This window comes from Mesorhizobium sp. M1A.F.Ca.ET.072.01.1.1 (genome assembly GCF_004023325.1).
Classification (GTDB): domain Bacteria; phylum Pseudomonadota; class Alphaproteobacteria; order Rhizobiales; family Rhizobiaceae; genus Mesorhizobium.
In genome coordinates this window covers 1-459 of the sequence record NZ_RZSF01000730.1, presented here as the reverse complement: position 1 = coordinate 459, position 459 = coordinate 1, and the positions used below count along the sequence as shown (strand labels likewise).

1 protein-coding gene is annotated in these 459 nt (G+C 64.3%); it reads right to left on the bottom strand.

The genetic code is table 11. The features are described 5' to 3' along the window. The coding region (locus EOA32_RS37765; RefSeq protein ID WP_145971534.1) for a LysE family translocator at positions 1-459 on the bottom strand (459 nt) is incomplete at both ends.

Genomic DNA, 459 nt, shown 5'->3' with positions numbered 1-459 from the left:
CCGCTGACCGCTTCGACGATCCGGCGCACATTCGGTCGGCGCAGCCAGCCGCCGGCCTTGGCGACAACCGTTGCATAGATGGTCAGCCAGCTGCAGGTGATTAGTGCGAAGACGACGCCAAGCAGCAGCAGCGACAGAAAGGACGGCTGTCCCGCCGGCACGAATTGAGGCAACAGGCTCGGAAAGAACACGGCTATTTTCGGATTGCCGAGATCGCTGATGAAGCCCTGCCGGAACGCGGCGACCGGGGCAAGCCGGGTATGCGGTACGGTCGGCGCCTGCGCATGATGGCTTTGCACCGGCCAAATGGCTTCGCGCAGGGCTTGCATGCCGAGATAGATCAGATAGGCGGCGCCGGCATATTTGACGGCCAGGAAAAGCGGTTCGGAAGCAGTGAGCAGCGCGACAAGGCCGACGCTCGTCGCCAGCGCCCAGATCGTCAGCCCGCAGCCGACACCG